The 16,976-nt window shown below is 78.4% G+C and carries 10 protein-coding genes and 1 pseudogene; 4 read left to right on the top strand and 7 right to left on the bottom strand.

Translation table 11 applies throughout. The features are described 5' to 3' along the window. Nucleotides 1–78: 78 nt before the first annotated feature. Nucleotides 79–750, top strand: a complete 672-nt coding sequence (locus ACUN9U_RS10375) for a histidine phosphatase family protein (RefSeq protein WP_445484877.1) — start codon at nt 79–81, stop codon at nt 748–750. A 127-nt stretch (nt 751–877) separates the two neighbouring features. Here the strand turns inward: ACUN9U_RS10375 and ACUN9U_RS10380 are convergent, their stop codons facing one another. From ACUN9U_RS10380 to ACUN9U_RS10400, 5 genes are all read right to left on the bottom strand, one after another. After that, nucleotides 878–1,957 carry an ABC transporter substrate-binding protein gene (locus tag ACUN9U_RS10380; RefSeq protein ID WP_445484878.1) on the bottom strand — a complete coding sequence of 360 codons (1,080 nt, stop codon included), beginning with the start codon at nt 1,955–1,957 and terminating at the stop codon, nt 878–880. Then, nucleotides 1,954–3,027, bottom strand: a complete 1,074-nt coding sequence (locus ACUN9U_RS10385) for an ABC transporter ATP-binding protein (RefSeq protein ID WP_445484880.1) — start codon at nt 3,025–3,027, stop codon at nt 1,954–1,956. The genes ACUN9U_RS10380 and ACUN9U_RS10385 overlap by 4 nt, the downstream gene beginning before the upstream one ends. After that, on the bottom strand, nt 3,024–4,184 hold the full coding sequence (locus ACUN9U_RS10390; RefSeq protein WP_445484881.1) for a FecCD family ABC transporter permease: 1,161 nt from the start codon (nt 4,182–4,184) through the stop codon (nt 3,024–3,026). Before ACUN9U_RS10390 ends, ACUN9U_RS10385 begins: the two co-directional genes overlap by 4 nt. Next, the gene (locus tag ACUN9U_RS10395; protein ID WP_445484882.1) at nt 4,181–5,326 is read right to left on the bottom strand and encodes a FecCD family ABC transporter permease; all 1,146 of its coding nucleotides are present in this window, start codon (nt 5,324–5,326) and stop codon (nt 4,181–4,183) included. The genes ACUN9U_RS10390 and ACUN9U_RS10395 overlap by 4 nt, the downstream gene beginning before the upstream one ends. A 67-nt stretch (nt 5,327–5,393) precedes the next feature. After that, nucleotides 5,394–8,861 (bottom strand): pyruvate carboxylase, encoded by a 3,468-nt coding sequence (locus tag ACUN9U_RS10400; protein ID WP_445484883.1) that lies wholly within the window; start codon nt 8,859–8,861, stop codon nt 5,394–5,396. A gap of 154 nt (nt 8,862–9,015) precedes the next feature. Here ACUN9U_RS10400 and ACUN9U_RS10405 point away from each other — a divergent pair, with 154 nt between their 5' ends. Beyond that, complete coding sequence (locus tag ACUN9U_RS10405) at nt 9,016–9,486, top strand: PPOX class F420-dependent oxidoreductase (RefSeq protein WP_445484884.1); 471 nt, start codon at nt 9,016–9,018, stop codon at nt 9,484–9,486. 125 nt (nt 9,487–9,611) lie between these two features. On the opposite strand, the pseudogene ACUN9U_RS10410 reads toward ACUN9U_RS10405, so the two are convergent. After that, nucleotides 9,612–10,319: pseudogene (locus ACUN9U_RS10410) on the bottom strand (hypothetical protein); the annotation flags it as partial. Between the two features lie 138 nt (nt 10,320–10,457). Then, nucleotides 10,458–12,092 (bottom strand): glutamate-cysteine ligase family protein, encoded by a 1,635-nt coding sequence (locus ACUN9U_RS10415; RefSeq protein ID WP_445484885.1) that lies wholly within the window; start codon nt 12,090–12,092, stop codon nt 10,458–10,460. Nucleotides 12,093–12,233: 141 nt separating this feature from the next. On the opposite strand from ACUN9U_RS10415, the gene ACUN9U_RS10420 reads away from it, so the two are divergent. Beyond that, nucleotides 12,234–13,640: an exonuclease SbcCD subunit D gene (locus ACUN9U_RS10420; RefSeq protein WP_445484886.1), complete on the top strand. Its 1,407-nt coding sequence runs from the start codon at nt 12,234–12,236 to the stop codon at nt 13,638–13,640. Next, a complete protein-coding gene (locus ACUN9U_RS10425) occupies nt 13,637–16,948 on the top strand; it encodes an AAA family ATPase (RefSeq protein WP_445484887.1) in 3,312 nt (1,103 codons plus the stop codon). Before ACUN9U_RS10420 ends, ACUN9U_RS10425 begins: the two co-directional genes overlap by 4 nt. Nucleotides 16,949–16,976 lie beyond the last annotated feature (28 nt).

Raw genomic sequence — 16,976 nt, forward strand, 5'->3', positions numbered from 1 at the left:
GGGGCGCCGCTCGGCGCCGGGAGCATCGTAGGTGGCCGCCCGCGAGCGCTGCGGGAGGCGGGCTGGCAGCCTGGCGCCGTGACAGGGACGGGTCGTCTTGTGCTGCTGCGCCACGGTGCGACCGAGTGGTCGAGCTCGGGGCGCCACACCGGGAGCACCGACGTGCCGCTGACCGAGGAGGGCGAGCAGCAGGCGCGGGCGGCGGCGGGGGTGCTGGCCCGGGTGCTGGGTGGGGGTCCCGGCGGCGCGGAGCCGGTGCGGGTGATCACCAGCCCGCGGCAGCGGGCCCGGCGGACCGCGCAGCTGGCGGGCCTGGGGGTGGCGGTGGCCGAGGGCGGCCTGGGCGGTGGTGAGCCGGTGGTCGAGGAGGACCTCGCCGAGTGGGACTACGGGGCCTACGAGGGGCTGACGACCCCGCAGATCCGCGAGCAGCGCGGTGACGACTGGCGCGTCTTCCGCGACGGGGTGGCTCCCGGGGGGCCCGGGCAGCCGCCGGGTGAGCAGCTGGAGCAGGTCGCTGCGCGCTGCGCGCGGGTGCTGGAGCGGGTCCGCCCGCAGCTGGAGCACGGGGACGTGGTGCTGGTGGCGCACGGGCACCTGCTGCGGGTGCTGGCGGCGGTGTGGCTGGAGGCCGACCCCGCGGCGGGAGCGCAGCTGCTGCTGGACACCGCGGCGGTGTGCGTGCTGGACACCGAGCACGGCGTGCCCGGGGTGAGGCGGTGGAACCTCACCCCGGACCTGCTCGCGTGAGGGGCTGGCGCGGCTGGCAGCGCTGGCGGGACTGACCGGTCCCGCCGGTCCCGTCACAGCGCCGTCAGCGCCGTCAGAGCCGTCAGAGCCGTCAGAGCCGTCAGAGCCGTCAGAGCCGTCAGAGCCGTCAGGCGGTGACCTTCTGGGCGGCCTCGAGGTTGTCGGCCAGGGCGTTGAGCACCCGGGTCTGCTGGACGTGGTCCATGGAGCCGAAGTACCAGGGGTAGAGCTGGGAGGCCTGGGCGGCGGGGGTGGGCGCGAAGGTCGGCTGGGCCTTGAGCCCGTCGGCGTCCAGGGCGTCGATGGGGCTGTAGAGGACGACGTCGGGGGTGTACTGGCCGGCGTTCTCCCAGGAGGCCTGCTCCCAGTAGTAGTCCTGGGTGCTCAGCGGCAGGAACTGCACGCCGAGGGACTCGTAGAAGGCCAGGCCGGGGTCGTCGGCCGCCTTGGCCCAGTACATGCCGTCGCTGGGGGTGGCGTACAGCGCCCCCACGACCAGGCCCTTGGCGGCGGCGGCGCGCACCCTGTCGCACGCGGCGCGCCAGGCGGCCTCGGCCTCGGTGTTCTCCGCGGAGGTGGGGTCGGCGCCCAGGGACTGGGCGAGCTCGGCGTTGCGGGCGATGATCTGCTCGCTGGTGCCCTTCTGGGCGATGGCGACGATGGGCGCGATCTTGGCGGCGGCGTCCTGCTGGGCCTGGTCGGTGAAGGAGAACAGCGAGCCGGTCAGCTGCCCTGAGGAGTCCGCGGGGTAGCCGGGCACGACGAGCAGGTCGGGGGCCAGGCCCGCGAGCGCCTCCAGGTCGACCTCGCCGTAGGTGGAGCCGACGACGGTGACCTCGGAGGTGTCGCGGTCGGTGAAGTTGGCGTCGGCGTCCAGCTGGTAGCGGTGCCAGACGCCGACGGGGGCGATGCCGAAGCCCCACAGGGCGCTGACCTGGTCGGCGTAGCCGGCGATGCGCTGGGGGACGGCGTCCAGGGTGACGGTCTCGCCGCGGTCGTCGGTGAAGCTCCACGGGCCGGAGGCGCTGCCCTCGCCGGTGGTGCCCTGCTCGGAGGTGGCGCTGGTGGCCGAGGAGCCGCAGGCGGCGAGCAGGCCGGCCAGGCCCCCGGCGCCGGCGAGGAGCACCGCGCGGCGGGAGGTGCCGGCGGCGCCGTCGGGCAGGTGGGCGCCGAGCAGGGAGGCCAGGTGGGGGGTGGGGCGGGTCATCGGGGGGCTCCTGTGGTCAGGGGGTGGGTGGTGCGGGTCTGCGGCGGTCGCGCGGGCGCGGCCACCGGTGGCTGGGCGGGCCCGGCGGGCTCGGCCGGGTCGGCGGACCCGGCGGGCCCGCTGAGCTGGTCCGGCGGGCCAGAGCGGGCTGCTGGGGCCGCGGAGGTCGAGGGGGTCGTGGAGGTCGTGGACGCCGTGGCCGCGTGGCGGCCGGCGAGCGGGACGATGAGCGGTCCCCCGGTGACCGGGTCCTCCAGGACCCGCGCGCGCACGGAGAACACCTGTTCGAGCAGGTGTTCGGTGAGGACCTCCGAGGGCGTCCCGGCGGCCACCACGGCCCCGTCCTGCACGACGACGACGTGGTCGGCGTAGCGCGCGGTGAGGTTGAGGTCGTGCAGGACGACGACGGCGGTGCGCGCCGGCCGGCGCGGGCGGTCCCGCTCGTCGTGCTGGGGGTCGTGCTGGGGGTCCGGTGCGGGGTGGACCAGCTCGTGCACGAGGTCGAGCACCTCCAGCTGGTGGCACAGGTCCAGGAAGGTGGTGGGCTCGTCCAGCAGGAGCAGGTCGGTCTCCTGGGCCAGGGCCAGGGCGATCCAGGCGCGCTGGCGCTGGCCCCCTGACAGCTCGTCCACCGCGCGGTCGGCCAGGTCCAGCGCGCCGACGCGGGCCAGGGCGCGGGCCACGGCGTCGTCGTCGGCCGCGGAGGCGCTGGAGTACCAGCGCTGGTGGGGGTGGCGGCCCCTGGAGACCAGGTCGCGCACGGTGAGCCCCTCCGGGGCGGTGGGGCTCTGGGGCAGCAGGGCCAGCTGCCGGGCCACCGCGCGGGTGGGCATCGACTCGATGGCGCGCCCGTCGAGGAGCACCCGGCCGGCGGTGGGGCGCAGCAGGCGGCCGAGGGCGCGCAGCACGGTGGACTTGCCGCACCCGTTGGGGCCGACCACCACCGTCAGGGCGCCGTCGGGCACGTCGAGGTCCAGGCCGCCGTCGCGCCCGACGACGACGCGCTCGCCGTAGGCCAGCCGGACCCGCTCGGCGCGCAGCCGGCTGCTGGTGGGGGGCTTCGCGGTCATCGCACGGTCCTCTCACGGGCTCGTCGCAGGAGCAGCCACAGCAGGCAGGGAGCGCCGATGACGGAGGTGACCACCCCGACCGGCACCTCGTGGGGCAGCGCGAACAGGACGTCCACGCCCAGGCCGGTGCGGCCCACGCAGTCGGCCAGCACCACCAGCAGCGCCCCCAGCACGGCGCTGGCCACCACGGGGGGCCGCCCGCGGGCGGCCGGCCCGGTCAGGCGCAGCGCCACCTGCGGCACGAGCAGCGCCACGAACCCGACGGGGCCGGCGGCCACCACCGCGGCGGCCGCGGCCGCCACCGACACCAGGAGCACCGCCGACCGACTGCGCTGCAGGGGAACACCCAGCGCCAGGGCGGAGTCGTCGCCGAGCACCAGGGCGTCCAGGCGGTGCCCGAGCACCAGGGCCAGCGGCAGCAGCACCGCGAGGGCGGTGCCCGCCTGGGTGACCTGCTCCCAGCCGCGCCCGGACAGCGATCCGGACAGGTAGCGCACCGCCTCGGCCGCCCACTCCAGGCGGGCGCCGATGAGCATCCAGGAGACCAGGCCCTGCAGCGCGGCGGCGATGCCGATGCCGATGAGCACCAGCCGGGTGCCCTGCACGCCGCGGCGCCAGGCCAGCAGGTAGACGAGCGCCGCGGTGCCCAGGGCCCCGGCCCCGGCGGCCAGCGGGACGCCCACCGCCGACAGCGGGCCCGCCAGGGAGGGCACCGCCGTGGCGGCCAGGATCACCACGACGGCGCCGGCGGCCGCTCCCCTGTCGACGCCGAGGATGTCCGGGCTGGCCAGCGGGTTGCGGGCGAAGGCCTGCAGCAGCGCGCCGGACAGCCCCAGCAGCGCGCCCACGGCCACGGCGGTGGCGGTGCGCGGCAGGCGCAGCTCGGTGACCACGAAGCGCGCGCCGCGCTCCCCGCCACCGGTGAGCACCGCGAGCACCTCGTCCAGCCCCAGCTGCGCCGACCCGCGCGAGAGGTCCACGACCACGGCGAGCACCAGCAGCGCCAGCGCACCCACCACGACGCCCAGCGCCCGCCAGCGCAGGCGCACCGAGACCGGGCCGGCGCGCAGCGCCCGGGTACCGGGGGCCGGGAGCAGGCGCGGCCCCCGGAGGTGCGCGTGGGAGTGCTGCCGGCGGTGCAGCGGCGGGGCGCTCACAGGGCCACCAGCCGGCGGCGACGCACGAGCGCCACGAAGGCGGGCCCGCCCAGCACCGCCAGGACCACGCCCACCGGCACCTCGCCGGCCCCGGCCACCAGGCGGCCCAGGACGTCGGCGCCCAGCACGAGCACCGCTCCCAGCAGGGCGGCGACCGGCAGCAGCCAGCGGTGCACCGGGCCCACCAGCGCCCGGGCGGCGTGCGGGACCACCAGGCCGACGAAGGCGATGGGTCCGCAGGCGGCGGTCGCCGCACCCACCAGCGCGACGACCGCGGCCACGCCCAGCAGCCGGGCGGGACCCAGGCGCAGTCCGGCGCCGCGGGCCACGTCGTCGCCCAGGGCCAGCAGGTCCAGCCCGCGAGCGCCGAGCAGCCCCAGCAGCAGGCCGAGGGCGGCGACGGGCGCGGCCAGGGCGACCACGTCGCCGGTGCCGCTGAGCGCTCCCACGGCCCAGAAGCGGTAGGCCTGCAGTCCGGTGGCGTCGCCCAGGACGACGGCCTGGACCAGCGAGCCGAGCAGGGCGGTGACGGCGGCGCCGGCGAGCACGAGGGTGAGCGGGTCGGCCAGGCCGCGCGAGCGGGAGCCGCCGACGGCGACCGCGAGCACGACCAGGGCGCCGGCGGCGGCGCCGACCAGGGCTGCGGTGACGGTGACGGCGGGGTCGAGCACCCCGTCGGCGCCGACGGTCACGGCGACGGCGACGACGGCGAGGGCGGCCCCCTGGGTGACCCCGAGCAGGCCGGGGTCGGCCAGGGGGTTGCGGGTGTGCCCCTGCATGAGGCCGCCGGCCACGCCCAGGGCCGCGCCGGCGAGCACGCCGAGCAGGGTGCGGGGCACGCGCAGCTGCCACACGATGACGGCCGCCTCGGAGGCGCCCGGGCGGGATTCTGCGTCGGGCCCGTCGCGCAGGACCTCCACGACGGTGCCCAGCGGCAGCGCCCGGGAGCCGAGCGCGAGGCTGGCGGCGGCCGCGGCGAGGAGCAGGGCGACCAGCAGGACGGCGACGGCGCGGCGGCGCGCCCGCGAGCGCTGCGCCGGCCGGGCCCGCAGGGCGTCCGCTGCGTCGGCGGCCGGCCGGCCCGGCGCGGCGGGCGGCTGCCCGCGGTCGGGGCGCGCTGGCGCAGCGCCGGTCTCGATCACGCGAGTGAGGTTAGCCTGTCCTCACTCCCGGGGGAACCGGCCCCCGTCGTCCTCCTCGCCTCCCCGGTCAGGAGGTGGCGACCTCCACCACGAGGTCCCCGCCCTCGACCTGCTGCACCGCGCCGATCGCGGTGCGGCGCACCGTGCCGGCCACCGCGGTGGTGATGGAGGCCTCCATCTTCATGGCCTCGATGGTGGCCACGGTCTGGCCGGCCTCGACGGCGTCGCCCTCGGCGACCACGAGGGTGACGACCCCGGCGAAGGGGGAGGCGACGTGGCCGGGGCGGGCCGGGTCGGCCTTCTCGGCGGAGGCGACGTCCACCTGCAGGGTCCTGTCGCGCACCGCGACCGGGCGCAGCTGGCCGTTCAGGACGGTCATGACGGTGCGCACGGCGCGCTCGTCGGGCTCGCCGACGGCCTCCAGGCCGGCGATGAGGGACACCCCGCGGCCCAGGCGGATGGTCGACTCCTGCCCGCGGCGCAGGCCGTAGAGGTAGTCGCGGGTGTCCAGCACCGAGACGTCGCCGTGGTCGGCGCGCACCCTGGCCAGCTCGGCGGCCGGGCCGGGGAAGAGCAGCCGGTTGAGCAGGTCGCGGCGGGAGGCGCTGGTGCCGTCGCGGCCCAGGTCCGCCGGCGCCGCGAGCGCCGCCTCGTCGCCGGGGTCCAGGGCCACCTCGCGGGAGGCCGCGGTGCGCGCCGAGCGGCCCGCGAGCGCCTTGGTGCGGAACGGCTCGGGCCAGCCGCCGGGCGGGTCGCCGAGCTCCCCGGACAGGAAGCCGATGACGGAGTCGGGCACGTCGAAGCGCTGGGGGTCCTCGGCGAACTCGGCGGGGTCGGCACCCACGGCGACCAGGTGCAGGGCGAGGTCGCCGACGACCTTGGAGGAGGGGGTGACCTTGACCAGGTGGCCCAGGATCCGGTCGGCGGCGTGGTACATCGCCTCGACCTGCTCGAACTTCTCCCCCACCCCCAGGGCGATGGCCTGCTGGCGCAGGTTGGACAGCTGCCCGCCGGGGATCTCGTGGTCGTACACGCGTCCGGTGGGGGCGCCGACGCCGGACTCGAAGGGGGCGTACAGGCGGCGCACGGCCTCCCAGTAGGGCTCCAGGTCCATCAGGGCGCGCAGGTCCAGGCCGGTGTCGCGCTCGGTGTGGCGCAGCGCGGCCACCAGCGCGGAGGCGGGGGGCTGGCTGGTGGTGCCGGCCATGGGGGCGGCGGCGACGTCGACGGCGTCGACCCCGGCCTCCACCGCGGCGAGCAGGGTGGCCAGCTGGCCGCCGGCGGTGTCGTGGGTGTGCAGGTGGACCGGCAGGTCGAAGTTCTCGCGCAGCGCGCGCACGAGCCGGGAGGCGGCGGGCGGGCGCAGCAGGCCGGCCATGTCCTTGACGGCCAGGACGTGGGCGCCGGCGGCCACGACCTGCTCGGCCAGGCGCAGGTAGTAGTCCAGGGTGTACAGGTGTTCGGAGGGGTCGGACAGGTCGGAGGTGTAGCACAGGGTGCCCTCGGCCACGGCGGTGCCGGTCTCGAGCACCGCCTCGACGGCGGGGCGGATCTGGGCGATGTCGTTGAGGGCGTCGAAGATCCTGAAGACGTCGACGCCGGTGGCGGTGGCCTCGGCGACGAACGCGCGGGTCACGGCCTCGGGGTAGGGGGTGTACCCGACGGTGTTGCGCCCGCGCAGCAGCATCTGCAGCGCCACGTTGGGCACCGCCTCGCGCAGGGCGGCCAGCCGGTCCCAGGGGTCCTCGCCCAGGAAGCGCAGGGCGACGTCGTAGGTGGCCCCGCCCCAGCACTCCACGCTGAGCAGGCCCGGGAGCATCCGCGCCAGGTGGGGGGCGACGGCCACCAGGTCGCGGGTGCGCACCCGGGTGGCCAGCAGGCTCTGGTGGGCGTCGCGGAAGGTGGTGTCGGTGACCGCCACCGGCACCTGCGCGCGCAGCGCCGCGGCCCAGGCCGCTGGCCCGAGCTCGAGCAGGCGCTGGCGCGAGCCGGCCGGGGCGGGGGCCTCGGTGTCCACGGAGCCGGCGCCGCCGGTGCTGCGAGGCAGCTTCTCGGCCGGGTCCAGGGTGGTGGGCGCCTCCCCGTGGGGGCGGTGCACGGTGACGTCGGCCAGGTAGGCCATGAGCTTGGTGCCGCGGTCGGCCGGAGTGCGCGCGCGCAGCAGCTCGGGGCGCTCCTCGATGAAGGAGGTGGCCACGTCCCCGGCGATGAAGGCCGGGTCGTCCAGCACCGCCTGCAGGAAGGGGATGTTGGTGCTGACCCCGCGCACTCGGAACTCCGCCAGCGCGCGGCGCTGGCGGCGCACCGCGGTGGGGAAGTCCCGGCCGCGGCAGGTGACCTTGACCAGCATGGAGTCGAAGTGGGCGCTGATCTCCACCCCGACCTCGATGGTGCCGCCGTCCAGGCGCACCCCGGCGCCGGCGGCGGAGCGGTAGGCGGTGATGGTGCCGGTGTCGGGGCGGAAGCCGTTGGCGGGGTCCTCGGTGGTGACCCGGCACTGCAGCGCCGCCCCCCGCAGGACGATCCCCTCCTGGCTCAGGCCGAGGTCGGCCAGGGTCTCCCCGGAGGCGATGCGCATCTGGGACTGCACCAGGTCGACGTCGGTGACCTCCTCGGTCACGGTGTGCTCGACCTGGATGCGGGGGTTCATCTCGATGAAGACGTGCTGGCCGGCGCGCTCGCCGGCGGTCTCCACGAGGAACTCCACGGTGCCGGCGCCGACGTAGCCCAGCGACCTGGCGAAGGTCAGGGCGTCGCGGGTGAGGGCCTCGCGCAGGCCCGGGTCGAGGTTCGGGGCGGGGGCGATCTCGACGACCTTCTGGTGGCGCCGCTGCAGGGAGCAGTCGCGCTCGAACAGGTGGACCGTGCCGCCCTCGGTGCCGGTGGCGTCGGCGAGGACCTGCACCTCGATGTGGCGCGGGCGCAGCACCGCCTGCTCCAGGAACACCGTGGGGTCGCCGAAGGCGCCCTCGGCCTCGCGCATCGCGGTCGCCAGGGCCTCCGCGAGCGCGGCGGGCTCGTCCACCCGGCGCATGCCGCGCCCGCCGCCGCCGGCGACGGCCTTGACGAAGACGGGGAAGCCGATGCCCTCGGCGGCGTCCACCAGCTCGGCGACGTCGGCCGAGGGCGCTGAGGAGCGCAGCACGGGGATGCCCGCCTCGCGGGCGCGCGCCAGCGCGCGGACCTTGTTGCCGGCCAGCTCCAGCACCCCCGGCGGGGGGCCGACGAAGGCGATGCCCGCCTCCGCGCAGGCCCGCGCCAGGCGGGGGTTCTCCGACAGGAACCCGTAGCCGGGGTAGACCGCGTCGGCGCCGGACTCGCGCGCCACCCGGATGATCTCGGCGACGTCGAGGTAGGCCCGCACGGGGTGGCCGCGCTCGCCGATCTGGTAGGCCTCGTCGGCCTTGATGCGGTGCACCGCGCCGCGGTCCTCGTAGGGGTACACCGCGACCGTGCGGGCCCCCAGCTCGACGGCGGCGCGGAAGGCGCGCACCGCGATCTCCCCGCGGTTGGCGACCAGGACCTTGCGGAACACGCGTCCTCCAGGGTGCGGCGCCGGGGTGCGGCGCCGCGCTCGCCCTCGCCCGCCGCTGCTCGCGACGACCGTCGCCGCGGACGCTAGCGAAGCCGGCCGGACGGCAGCACCCCGGCGCCCCTCGGCGTCCCCGGGCGTCCCTAGGGTCGACGTCATGGCACGCACCATCGCGACCACCACCCGCGTCGACCTGGCCGGGCTGCTGGAGTTCACCCGCACCCGCCACGACGGGGTGCTCACGACGTTCCGGCGCGACGGCTCGCTGCAGTCCTCCCCGGTCACCTGCGGGGTCGCCGGGGACGGCCAGGAGGCCCGGTTCGTGGTCTCCACCTACCCCGACCGGGCCAAGGCGGTGAACCTGCGACGCGACCCGCGCGCCTCCCTGCTGGTGCTCTCACCCGGGTTCGGCAACGAGTGGGTGCAGGTCGACGGCACCGCAGCCGTCATCGACGGGGAGGAGGCCGTGGAGCCGCTGGTGGAGTACTTCCGGTGCATCTCCGGGGAGCACCCGGACTGGGCGGAGTACCGCCAGGCGATGCGCGACCAGGGCAAGTCGCTGATCAGCATCACTCCCACCCGGTGGGGCCCGATCGCCACCGGCGGGTTCCCCGCCCGCCTGGCCTGACGAGGCCGGGGCGACCTCCGGGACGGGCGCGCTCAGCGCCCGCCGTCGTCCTGGTCGTCGGAGTCGCCCGAGTCGTCCCGGCCGTCACCGCCGGCCTCGGTCGGCGAGGCGCCGGCGCGGGGGGCCGGGCCGGCCTCGCGCACCCGCTCCACCTCGGTGAGGGCCTGGCGCAGCGAGGCCAGCCAGTCCTCGGTGTGCTCACCCACCAGGGCCACGCACCAGGCGAGGGCCTCCGAGCGCGAGCGGGCCACGCCGGCGTCCACGAGGGTGTCCAGCACCAGCCGCTCGGGCTGGCGCAGCCGGGTCATGGTGGGCACCGAGACGCTGGTGAACACCTCGCGGGTGCTGCCCAGGCGGGCGCCCCAGGCCACCGCGCGTCCCCAGCGCTGCTCGACCTCGCGGGCCACGGCGATCCGCTCCTCGCGGGTGCTCTCCCGGAAGCGGGTGATGCGGCCCCGCTCGGCGGCGGCGCGCTCGGCGGGCTCGTCCACCCCCGGCTCCAGGGCGGGCAGCTGCCCGACGACGAGCACCTCGTCGCGGTCGACGGTGAGCTCCACCGGCCCGGTGAACCAGTCCGAGGGCAGCCGGCCGGCCAGCCACCCGGCCAGGCCCTCGGCGGAGGGCGGGGCGCCCTCGCGCCCGCGGGGCCCACCGCGAGCGCGGCCGGGGCGGCCAGCGCCGCCGAAGGGACCGTCGAAGGGGCCGGGGCCGCCGTCGCCGAACGGTCCGCCGCCGCTGCGGGGACCGCCCCGGGGCTCACCGCGGGCGGCGCGCACGCGCTCGGCCCACACGGCGGCGACCTCGGCGGGCAGGTGGGGGTGGCGGTTCCTCATGGCGGCCTCCGGCGGCGTCGCGGGGCGGCGCGCGCTGCTGCGGCGCCGGCGCCGGCGAGGACTGTCGGCGCAGAGCGCACGTTACTCGCTTACACGATTACACGGCAACGCCTGGTGCGGTCGGCATCGTCAGGTCTGTCACAGGTCCGGCCAGGTGTGCACGGGCTGCCCGTCCTCCTCCAGCTCCGCGTACCGCGAGACCATCCCCGCCAGCGCGCTGCGCCGGTCAGCGCCGCGCTCCTCCAGCGCGGCCACCGCCCGCGCCTGCCACTGCGCGCCGGTGCGACCGCTGGCGGCGCGGTCCTGGGCCACCTGCAGGTACCTGTCGGCCTCCGCGCCGCTGACGCCGGCGTCGGCCAGCCCCTGCGCGGCCAGCGGCAGCACCACCTCCAGCAGCAGCCGCGCGGCCGGCACCCGGCCGCGCCCGGGCCACGGCAGCAGCGCGCGCAGGCCCTCCCGGGCGCCGTCGTGCAGGCCCCGCACCACCGCCTCGTGCTCCAGCAGCGCGCGGGGGTCGGGCCCGGTGGTGCGCAGCGCGTGCACCGCCCCCAGCCACACCGCGGCGTCGGCCACGGCGTCCAGCACGGTCGGCGCCGCCGGCAGCACCCGGTTCTCGATGCGCAGGTGGGCCAGCTCCGGGCCCGCGCCGTCCGGGCCCGCGGCGCCCGGGCCCGCGGCGCCCGGGCCCGCGGCGCCCGGGCCCGCGGCGCCGGCTGCGCCGGCGGGGCGCGGCGCGACGTCGTACACGGGGCGGTTCCAGCGCCACACCGTGCCGCCCTGCAGGCACAGCTCCGGCAGCCGCGGCGCGCGCCCGGCGGCGAGCTCCGCAGCGGCGTCCTCGGTCCAGGTCTGCGGCAGCAGCGGGGGGAAGACGCGCACGTTCTCCGCGAACAGGTCCCACGCCGCGAGCGCACCGCGCGCGGGGTCGAGCCAGCCGCTGCCGGGGAAGACCCGCGGCGGAACGCCGGCCGCCGCCAGCTCGGGGGGACGGGTGTCGATGGACTGGGTGAACACCGCCACCCGCGACTCCTCCCAGCAGCGCGCCCCGAAGGCGAACGGGCTGTTGGCGCCCAGGGCCAGCTGCGGGCCCATGAGCAGCTGGGCGGCGTTCCAGCTGGCGGCGAACTGCTCGGGGGCCACCTTCAGGTGCACCTGCGTGCTCGTGCACGCGCCCTCGGCGGCCAGGGTGTCCAGCACCAGCGAGAGGCGCTCGCCGCCGGGGGTGCCCGGAGCCGCCTCGACGTCGAGCTCGAGGTCCTCCCCGCGCGCCGCGAGCACCGCCTCCTGCAGCGCCCGGTAGCGCGCCGAGGGCGTCATCCAGTCCCCGCCGGTGTGCTCCGGGAGCAGCGTGGGCAGCAGGCCCGTCATGACCAGCCGGCCACCGGCCTCGCGGGCGCGGGCGCCGGCCGCCTCCAGCCGCGAGCGCAGACCCCGCTCCAGCGCCGCCAGTCCGCGGCCCTCCAGCGCTCCCGGCGGCAGGTTGACCTCCAGGGTGTGGGCGCTGATCTCCGGGCCCCAGTCCTGCCCGTCGGAGGTCGCGGCGATGCGCTGCAGCACCGCGTCGTTCGCGCGCAGCGGAGCGCTGGTGGCCGGGTCGACCAGCACCAGCTCCAGCTCCACCCCCACCCGCGGCGGGTCGGACTCGAAGCGGGTCCGCCCCGCGGCGTGGTCGCTGAGCTGGCCCTCCAGCGCCGCCAGGCACGCCCGCAGCCGCTCGCGGTGCGCCCTGCGCCGCTCGCGGCCCAGCGCCGCGGCGTCGACCTCCTGGCCCACGTCCCACCTCCTGTGCTGGCTGTGCGGTGCCTGCTCCGAGCGGGTGACCGGCCGGCGGGCCGGTGTCGCGCTGCGCTGCGGGCACCTGCGGTGCGTGACCCGCCGGACGGGCTGTCGGTGGGGCGGCCTAGCGTCCCAGGGGTGCGGATCCTCCACACCTCCGACTGGCACCTGGGCCGCTCCTTCCACCGCGTCGGCATGCTTGAGCACCAGGCCGCCGCCCTGGACGCGCTGGTGGAGGTGGTGCGCGAGCAGCGCGTCGACGCCGTCGTCGTCGCCGGGGACGTCTACGACAGGGCGCTGCCCGCCGTGGACGCGGTGGAGGTCCTCGACGACGCGCTGCACCGCCTCCTCGACGCCGGCGCGCAGGTCCTGCTCACCAGCGGCAACCACGACTCCGCGGCCCGCCTGGGCTTCGGGGGGCGCTCCCTGGAGCGCGCCGGTCTGCACCTGCGCACGCGGGTGGCCGACGCCGCCCGCCCGGTGGAGCTCACCGACGCCCACGGGCCGGTCGCGCTGTACGGGGTGCCCTACCTCGAGCCCGGCCTGGTCGCCGGCCCCCTGGGCGTGGGCCGCAGCCACCCCGCGGTGCTCGGGGAGGTCGCCGGCCGCGTGCGCGCCGACCTCGCCCGCCGGCGCAGCGGCGACGGTGCCCGCGGGCGCACCCGGGCCGTGCTGGCCGCCCACGCCTTCGTGGTGGGCGGCCAGGCCAGCGGGGACGAGCGCGACATCAGCGTCGGCGGCGTCGGGTCCGTGCCCGCCGGGGTGCTGCTGGGCGGGCACCTGTCCCGGCCCGACGACGACGGCGGGCGCCCCGCGGCCACCGACCCACCACGCCCGCCCGGGTCGCCGGGCTCGCCGGGCTCGCCGGACTACCTGGCGCTGGGCCACCTGCACGGCCGGCAGGTGCTCGCCGAGCACGTGCGCTACTCCGGCTCCCCGCTGGCCTACGCCTTCTCCGAGGCCGGCCGGGCCAAGGGGCACTGGCTGGTGGAGCTCGGCGCGAGCGGGGTGGAGCGGGTCGACGCCGTCGACGTCGCCCCGCCCAGGCCGCTGGCGCTGCTGCGCGGGCGCCTGGCCGACCTGCTCGCCGCTCCCTCGCACGCCGGCGCCGAGGGCGCCTGGTGCCAGGTGGTCCTGACCGACCCCGAGCGGCCCCGCGAGCCGATGGCAGCCCTGCGCACCCGCTTCCCCCACGTCCTGGTGCTGTCCTGGGAGCCCGAGCCCACCAGCGGGCAGCGGCGCCCGGCCGGCTACGCCGAGCGCGTCGCCGGCCTGGACGAGGAGGCGCTGTGCTGCTCCTTCGTCGACCACGTCCGCGGGCGCGCCGTCGAGCCCGCCGAGCGCGCCCTGCTGCGCAGCGCCCTGGAGGCCACGCGCCCTGAGCTGCTGGAGGCCGACCAGCACCCGGGGCCCGTGGTCGCGCGGCGCCCGGAGCACCCCGGGGGCCGGGCGGACCTGCTGGAGCTGGCGGCGGTGGACGCCCCCGCGGAGGTCGACGTGCGCGAGCAGCGGCGCGCGGACGCGCGCGGGGCGGCCAGCGCATGAGGCTGCACCGCCTGTCCGTGCAGGCCTTCGGGCCCTTCGCCGGCTCCGAGCGGGTCGACTTCGACCAGCTGGCCGCCGACGGCCTGTTCCTGCTGCACGGCCGCACCGGGGCCGGCAAGACCAGCGTGCTGGACGCCGTCTGCTTCGCCCTCTACGGGGCCGTGCCCGGGGCGCGCTCGGGTGGCGCGCCGGACCTGCGCTCCCACCACGCGGCCCCCGAGCTGGCGCCCGTGGTCGAGCTCGAGCTCACCGCCGGTGGCCGCCGCCTGCGGGTGGAGCGCTCCCCGGCCTGGACCCGCCCCAAGCGGCGCGGCGAGGGGACCACCACTGAGCAGGCCCGCACCCTGCTGGCCGAGTGGGCCCCCGGAGCCCCCGACGCCGGCTCCGACGGCTGGCGCCCGCTGTCCTCGCGCAACGACGAGGCCTCCCAGGTCCTCACCGACGTGCTGGGGATGGGGCTGGCGCAGTTCGCCACCGTCGTCCTGCTGCCCCAGGGGGAGTTCGCGACCTTCCTGCGCTCCGGGGTCGCCGACCGCCGCGCCCTGCTGCAGCGGCTGTTCTCCACCGACAGGTACGAGCGCGCCGAGCGGTGGCTCGTCGCCGAGCGGACCCGCACCGCCGCGGCCCACCAGCGCGCAGCGGCCCGGCTGGCCGCCCCGGCCGAGCGCGCCGAGCAGGCCGCGGCCGAGTGGTCACCGGCGCAGGCCCAGGACGCCGGGGCGTCCGGGGCGGCCGGGGAGCAGGGCCCGGGAGCGGCCGGGGAGCAGGACGCCGAGGTGCACGCCCGCGCGACCGAGGGCGCCCCGGGAGGGCAGGAGCCGCGCGAGGTGCTGGCGCGGGTCCGCCAGCTGGCCGAGGCGGTCGACCGGGCGGCGCTGCGCACCGAGGCCGAGCGGGTCGCCGCCGGTGCAGCCGCCCGCGAGGCGGCGGCCCTGGAGCACCGGTGCCGCCAGGCCGCCGACCGGGCCCGGCGGGCCGCCGAGGTCCGCGAGCAGCAGCGCCAGCTGGCGCAGGCCGCTCCCGCGGTGGAGCGCCAGCGCGCCGAGCTGGCCGCCGCCACCGCGGCGCACGCCCTGGAGGGCCACCTGCAGGCGCTGGCCACCGCCCGGGCCGCCGCCGAGGACGCCGAGCGGCGGGCCGGCGCGGCCGCGGCGCGGCTCGCGGCAGCGGCAGGCCCACCGGGCCAGGACGCTGACGGGCCGCAGGTGTCCGCCGCGCCGGGTGCCCCCGAGCACCTGCGCGAGCTGGCCGCCCGCCACCGCCTGGAACAGGGGCGCCTGGCCGAGCTGGTCGAGCTGGAGGCTGACGCCGCCCGGCGCCAGGAGCAGGCCCGGCAGGTGGCGGCCGAGCACGACCGGCTGGCCCGCATCCAGTCGGTCCTGCGCGAGCGGCTCGAGGCCGGGGCCCGGGCGCGCACCGACCTCGTGGCACGGGTGGAGCGCTGCGCCGCGGGCGCCGCGGGCGCGGAGGAGGCGGCAGCCGCCCTCGGTCGGGCGCTGCGGGTGCACGAGCACGCGACGTCCGCCGAGCGCCTGGAAGCCCGCTGCGAGGACGCCCGGCGCCGCGCCGACGAGGCGGCCACGGCGGCCACCGAGGCCCGGGCGCGGTGGCTGGACGCCCGCCAGGCCCGCTGGGAGCAGGTCGCCGCAGAGCTGGCCGCCCAGCTGCGCCCCGGGGGCGCGTGCCCGGTGTGCGGCTCCTGCGACCACCCGGACCCCGCCGGCCGCCCGTCCCAGGGCGGCACGCCGGCCCGCCACGACCAGCCGGCCCTCGCCGGCCCACCCCCGCACGGCTCCCCGGACGGCTCCCCGGACGGCTCCGCGAGCCGCCCGGCCACGGCTGCCGCCGCGGAGGAGGCCGCCCAGGCGGCCTTCGAGCGCGCCGAGTCGGCGGAGCGCTCGGCGCAGCAGGCCCTGACCGAGCTGGAGCGCGAGGCCGCCGCCGCCCGGGGCCTGGCCGGTGGCACCAGCGCCACGGACGCCGCGCACCAGGTCGAGCAGGCGCGCCAGCGGGCGGACCTCGCGCGCGCCGCGCAGGCCGACCTCGCGGCCGCGCGCTCCGAGCTGGCCGCGGCCGAGGCCGCGCAGGCCGCTGACGGCTCAGCCCTGGAGGCCGCCTCCAGCGGCCTCGTGCGCCTGGCCGAGCGCACCGAGCAGCTGGCGGCGGGCCTCGCCCGAGACCGCGCGCGCCTGCAGGCGGCTGGCGGCGCCGAGGGCCTGGCCGTCCGCAGCTCCCGCCTGGCGGACCTGGCCGCGGCGGCGGAGGACCTGGCCGCCGCGGCGGAGGCGGAGGCGTCGGCGCGGGCCGGTGCTGACGGCGCTGACGCCTCCGCCCGCGCCGCGGCCGTCCGCGCGGGCTTCCCCGACCTCACCGCGGCCCGGCAGGCGCTGCGCGACGCACGGACCCGCCAGGAGCTGCAGGGGGCCGTCGCCGCGCACGAGCGGGCCACCGCCGCGCTCGAGGCCCAGCTGGCCGAGGTCGTCGCCTCCCAGCACCGGGACGGCCTGCCCTCCGACAGCGGGCAGACCGACAGCGGGACCCGCGACGGAGCGCTGGTCGGCGAGGACGCCGGGTGGGACGCCGACCGGGCGGTCGCCGCGGTCGCCGACGCCGCGCGGCGGCGCGAGCAGGCCGACCGGGCCGAGGAGGCCGCCGTGCGCGCCGCCGAGCGCGCCGCGACCTCAGCGCGCCTGCTGGAGCGGACCGCGGCGGAGGCCGAGCGGGCCGTCGCCGCCCTCGAGCCCCTCGCGCACGAGGCTCGGGTGGCCGACGACCTGGCCCGCTGCGCCGAGGGCACCGGCGGTGGCAACGCCCGCCGGATGAAGCTGTCCACCTACGTGCTCGCCGCGCGCCTGGAACAGGTGGCGCACGCAGCCAGCGAGCGCCTGGAGGTCATGAGCGACGGCCGGTACCGCCTGGCGCACTCCGACGCCCTGGAGCGCCGCGGCGCAGGATCCGGCCTGGGGCTGCGGGTGCTGGACGGGTGGACGGGCGTCGAGCGCGACGTGGCCACCCTGTCCGGCGGGGAGACGTTCATGGCCTCGCTGGCGCTGGCGCTCGGCCTGGCCGAGGTGGTCCGCGCCGAGGGGGGTGGGGCGCCGGTGGAGACCCTGTTCGTCGACGAGGGCTTCGGCACGCTCGACCCGGAGTCCCTGGAGGAGGTCATGGGCGTGCTCGAGCAGCTGCGGGCCGGTGGGCGCGCCGTCGGGCTGGTCAGCCACGTGCCCGAGCTGCGCACGCGGGTGCCCGCGCGCCTGGAGGTGCTGCGCACCGCCACCGGGTCTCGCCTGACCACCGTCCTCGCCTGAGCGCTGGCCCGGGGGCGGAGGCAGGGTG

This window comes from Quadrisphaera sp. KR29, assembly GCF_052644995.1.

Coding starts and splice junctions, on each gene's coding strand:
- ACUN9U_RS10385 (WP_445484880.1), bottom strand. CDS start 3,027: ATGACCGCGAAGCCCCCCACCAGCAGCCGGCTGCGCGCCGAGCGGGTC.
- ACUN9U_RS10425 (WP_445484887.1), top strand. CDS start 13,637: ATGAGGCTGCACCGCCTGTCCGTGCAGGCCTTCGGGCCCTTCGCCGGC.
- ACUN9U_RS10405 (WP_445484884.1), top strand. CDS start 9,016: ATGGCACGCACCATCGCGACCACCACCCGCGTCGACCTGGCCGGGCTG.
- ACUN9U_RS10380 (WP_445484878.1), bottom strand. CDS start 1,957: ATGACCCGCCCCACCCCCCACCTGGCCTCCCTGCTCGGCGCCCACCTG.